General features: G+C 69.8%; 5 protein-coding genes. 4 read left to right on the top strand and 1 reads right to left on the bottom strand.

Annotation, left to right across the window (positions count from 1 at the left end):
* Nucleotides 1-42: 42 nt before the first annotated feature.
* Nucleotides 43-462 (bottom strand): hypothetical protein, encoded by a 420-nt coding sequence (locus tag BCD48_RS20810; RefSeq protein WP_083418919.1) that lies wholly within the window; start codon nt 460-462, stop codon nt 43-45.
* Nucleotides 463-879: 417 nt separating this feature from the next.
* Between BCD48_RS20810 and BCD48_RS20805 the strand changes: the two genes are divergently transcribed.
* The 4 genes from BCD48_RS20805 (at nt 880) to BCD48_RS20790 (ending at nt 3431) form a co-directional block, all read left to right on the top strand.
* On the top strand, nt 880-1137 hold the full coding sequence (locus tag BCD48_RS20805) for a hypothetical protein (protein WP_071050085.1): 258 nt from the start codon (nt 880-882) through the stop codon (nt 1135-1137).
* Complete coding sequence (locus tag BCD48_RS20800; RefSeq protein WP_071050084.1) at nt 1137-1949, top strand: ExeA family protein; 813 nt, start codon at nt 1137-1139, stop codon at nt 1947-1949. Before BCD48_RS20805 ends, BCD48_RS20800 begins: the two co-directional genes overlap by 1 nt.
* Before the next feature lie 183 nt (nt 1950-2132).
* Nucleotides 2133-2432 (top strand): IS66 family transposase, encoded by a 300-nt coding sequence (locus BCD48_RS46915; RefSeq protein ID WP_083418969.1) that lies wholly within the window; start codon nt 2133-2135, stop codon nt 2430-2432.
* A gap of 354 nt (nt 2433-2786) precedes the next feature.
* The gene (locus BCD48_RS20790; protein ID WP_071050082.1) at nt 2787-3431 is read left to right on the top strand and encodes a TetR/AcrR family transcriptional regulator; all 645 of its coding nucleotides are present in this window, start codon (nt 2787-2789) and stop codon (nt 3429-3431) included.
* The last annotated feature ends 154 nt before the right edge of the window (nt 3432-3585 follow it).

Genomic DNA, 3585 nt, shown 5'->3' with positions numbered 1-3585 from the left:
GAACAGTGCCGACACAACATCGACACCGTCGAGGAGAAGACCTCAGCCGGCCAGACGCGGACTCGTGTTGATCGCCTCGGGGAGGAACGCGGGCAACAGCAGACCACCGGCCGTCACGAACGACACCAACTCCCACGCCGACAACGTGGGCAGCGCCCAGCGGCCCGCCGCCGCGTCGCGCACCGCGACGACCAGCGCCACCAGACCCGCGAGCAACCCGCCGTCGACCTCCGGAACCCGGGGGTCGACGGCCACCGCCCGCAGCCGCACCGCCAACGCCGCCCGCAGCCGCACCGCCCGCCCTGCCAGCCGCCCAAGCCAGCCCCGCACCGTCGCAGGCGCCCGGCCCACCGCCACCGCGACCCGGCGCGCCCCCAGCCCACCGGCCGCGAGCCCGACCGCCTCACCGATCACCGCCACCGCGTCCGCCCGCCGCGCCAGGCACGTCACCGGCAGCAGCACATGCGTCGCCAGACAGCCCGAACACCGCCCCCGCCGCGGCCGGACCTCCCCCTCGACCCCCGAACCCGGCGCACCCGCGCCCACCCCCAACCCGCCAGACCGCTCCCGCACCCCGGACAGGCCAGCTCACCCACCGCCAACCGCCGTTCGACCTCAACCACATCCACGTCTACGGTGAACACCGGCGCCTCCACGCGCCTCGCACGGCCCTCCCCGAACCGGCCAAGGTGATCAGGGGAGGGCCGTCGCCATTTCCGACGTGCTCACCCTGTCGTCGCGCACCAACAAGAAACCCACCACAAGATCACAGCTGGCACATGCCCACCCACGACGACGCCGACCCGCCTCGCCGCGCCCACCAAGAACGACGCGTGACACCCGCAACGACGACCCGGCCAGCGAGGAGACCGACACCCCGTGACCAGCATCGACACCGCCCGCCTCGGCGAGGCGTTCGCACTCTCCCGCGCCGCCAGCGACCTCGCGCACGCCGCCCGCGACCTGATCGACCCCGCCCGCACCGACGAGCGCCTCGCCGTCGCCGAGACCCTCCTGAAGGCCGCCTCCGCCGTCCAGGACGTCGCCACCACAGTGATCGAAACCCACTTCCACGACCAGGACAACGACCCCGGCCCGACCCCAGCCACCGCCCTGGACAGCGCGGAGCCGTTCTGATGATCGAGAAGCTGCGCGGCCACTACGGCTTCACCCGCACACCCTTCGGCCGCGACCTCGCGCCCGGCATGCTCCACCGCCACCAGTCCCACGGCGAGGCCGTCACCCGCATCTCCTGGTGCATCGCCGAACGCGGCATCGGGATCGTCACCGGCGAGGTCGGCGCCGGCAAGACCGTCGCCGTCCGCACCTCCCTGGCCACCCTCGACGCCTCCCGCCACGCCGTCATCTACCTGCCCAACCCCCAGATCGGCGTCCGCGGCATCCACGAAGCCATCGTCACCGCCTTCGGCGCCACCCCCACCTTCCACACCTCCCGGCTGATCGCCCAGTCCAGCGCCGCCCTCACCGGCGCCCGCGCCGAACGCGGCCGCACCCCCGTCCTCGTCCTCGACGAAGCCCACCTGCTCACCCACGACCAGCTCGAAACGATCAGGATGCTGACCAACCACGCCCTCGACTCCGACTCCCCGCTCGCCTGCCTCCTCATCGGCCAGCCCACCCTGCGCCGCACCATGCGCCTCGCCGTGCTCGCCGCCCTCGAACAGCGCATCACGATCCGCTACACCATGCCCCCGATGAACGCCGACGAGACCGCCAGCTACATCCACCACCACCTCAACCTCGCCGGCCGCTCCGACACCCTCTTCTCCGACGACGCCATCACCCTGATCCACACCACCGCCCGCGGCTACCCCCGCGCCGTCAACAACCTCGCACTCCAAGCCCTCGTCGCAGCCTGGGCCGCCGGCAACTCCATCGTCGACGAGAAATCCGCCCACACCGCCCTCGCCGAAACCGCCGAGGACTAGCCCCCGACCCCCGCCAACCCACCGACCACCGCGCCAACACCCACACGAAAGCCCCGCCCCGGACCCCCGGGACGGGGCTTTCGATCATCCGCCCATCGGCACTCTCAATGACGCCGTCATCGGCATCCTGCGCGGCGCGCAACAACTCGTCGCCGTCCTCGACACGGCCCCCGACGGCGAGTAGTGCTGGGCCGGCCAGGCCGCCGACGCCCTCGTCGCGCTGCAGAAACTCGCCGCCAGCGGAGGCCTCACCCCGGCGGCGCTCGCCGAGCAGACCCGGCTCTACCAGCACGCCGCCCACATCGGGACCAGCGAGACCGCGCACCGCTCCACCCCACTCGCAACGCCCTGGCCCACCGGCTCATCGACCGGGCCGCCGACTACCTGCGCTTCACCCGCGACCCCCGGATCCCACCCGACAACAACGGCTCCGAACGCGACCTGCGCATGGTCAAACTCCGCCACAAGGTCCCGGCTGCCTGAGAACCCTCACCGGCGCCCGCCAGTTCTGCGCCCTACGCAGCTACCTGTCCACCGCCACCAAACACGGCGTCGCCACCTCCCAAGCCCTCGTCCAACTCGCCGAGGGCCGCCCCTGGCTGCCCGCCGCCGCCTGAACCAAACTCAAGATCACCGACAAGCTGAACAGTTACGGTGAAAGATTCCCATGCAGCTTCGCGTCGAATCGCGCGCTGACACCTAGGTCATACGATCTTTGGAACAGCTCAACCGGCGATCATCGCCACACCGCTCTCACTTGGTATGCTCTAGAACACGCTTCTGAGCAGCCTGGAGGCGACGCAGCTCCGAAGGGACTGAGTGTTGGAGCCAGAAAACATGTCTGAGGACGTTCTGAGCATCAAGCTCCCATCGGAGGTCGACGCAATCCGAGCGAAGCGGGTGAGCCGCTGGGCAAAATCGGCCGACACCGAGCGTGCGGTCCTCGACGCGGCGAGGCTCTTGTTCGGCCAGCGGGGTTATGACGGCATCAGCATCAAGGACATCGTCGAACTGTCCGGCGTGAGTGTCGGAAGCATCTACCACCGGTTCGGTGGTAAGGCCGAGGTGTTCATGGTTCTGGCGAGCGAGGCACTCAACCGGAATGCCAACGCATCGAAGAAGGCGACCGAGCGGGCCCGTGCCGCTGGCGAGACCCGTCCGGCCGCCCTATACGCGGCGGGCGCCAAGGCTTATCTCATGGATATCTGGAAGACGCGCGAGATATCGCGGGTAATGCTAGGCGATGACGGGCCGCCCGGCTATGCGAACGTGTACCGGGAGGCCGGCGTGAAGTTCATGCATGGCGCTAGGGGGCTGACGTTCGGTAACCCGCCGCTGCCCAATTTGACTGCCTGTGCTGTCACCGCACTCGTGCATGCCGGGGCGCTGCAGATCGTCGAGGCTGACGGCCGAGGTACCGCCACGAAGATCGCGGACTATTTCACCGRCCTCATCCTCCGCCTGGCTAACAGCGAGGAGTGATGCGCAGGGGACCGTCCCCACGCACCGTCTCCCGTTCGTGCCGTGCTAACGCCCAAGCGCCGCCGCACGGCTGGCGTATTTCCGTCCTCGTTGGAGCCGGCGTCCTCATGGCGCGCACTGCGACGGCTAGGGCCGCCTGTTGGCGAAGATGAAC

The organism is Pseudofrankia coriaricola (assembly GCF_001854805.1).
Lineage (GTDB): Bacteria > Actinomycetota > Actinomycetes > Frankiales > Frankiaceae > Pseudofrankia.
The sequence above is the reverse complement of the archived record's forward strand: the minus strand, read 5'-3'. Positions and strand labels throughout refer to the sequence as shown.

What these genes read in the sequence shown, in the direction of transcription:
- BCD48_RS20800 (WP_071050084.1), top strand. Translation starts at nt 1,137, where the DNA reads ATGATCGAGAAGCTGCGCGGCCACTACGGCTTCACCCGCACACCCTTC.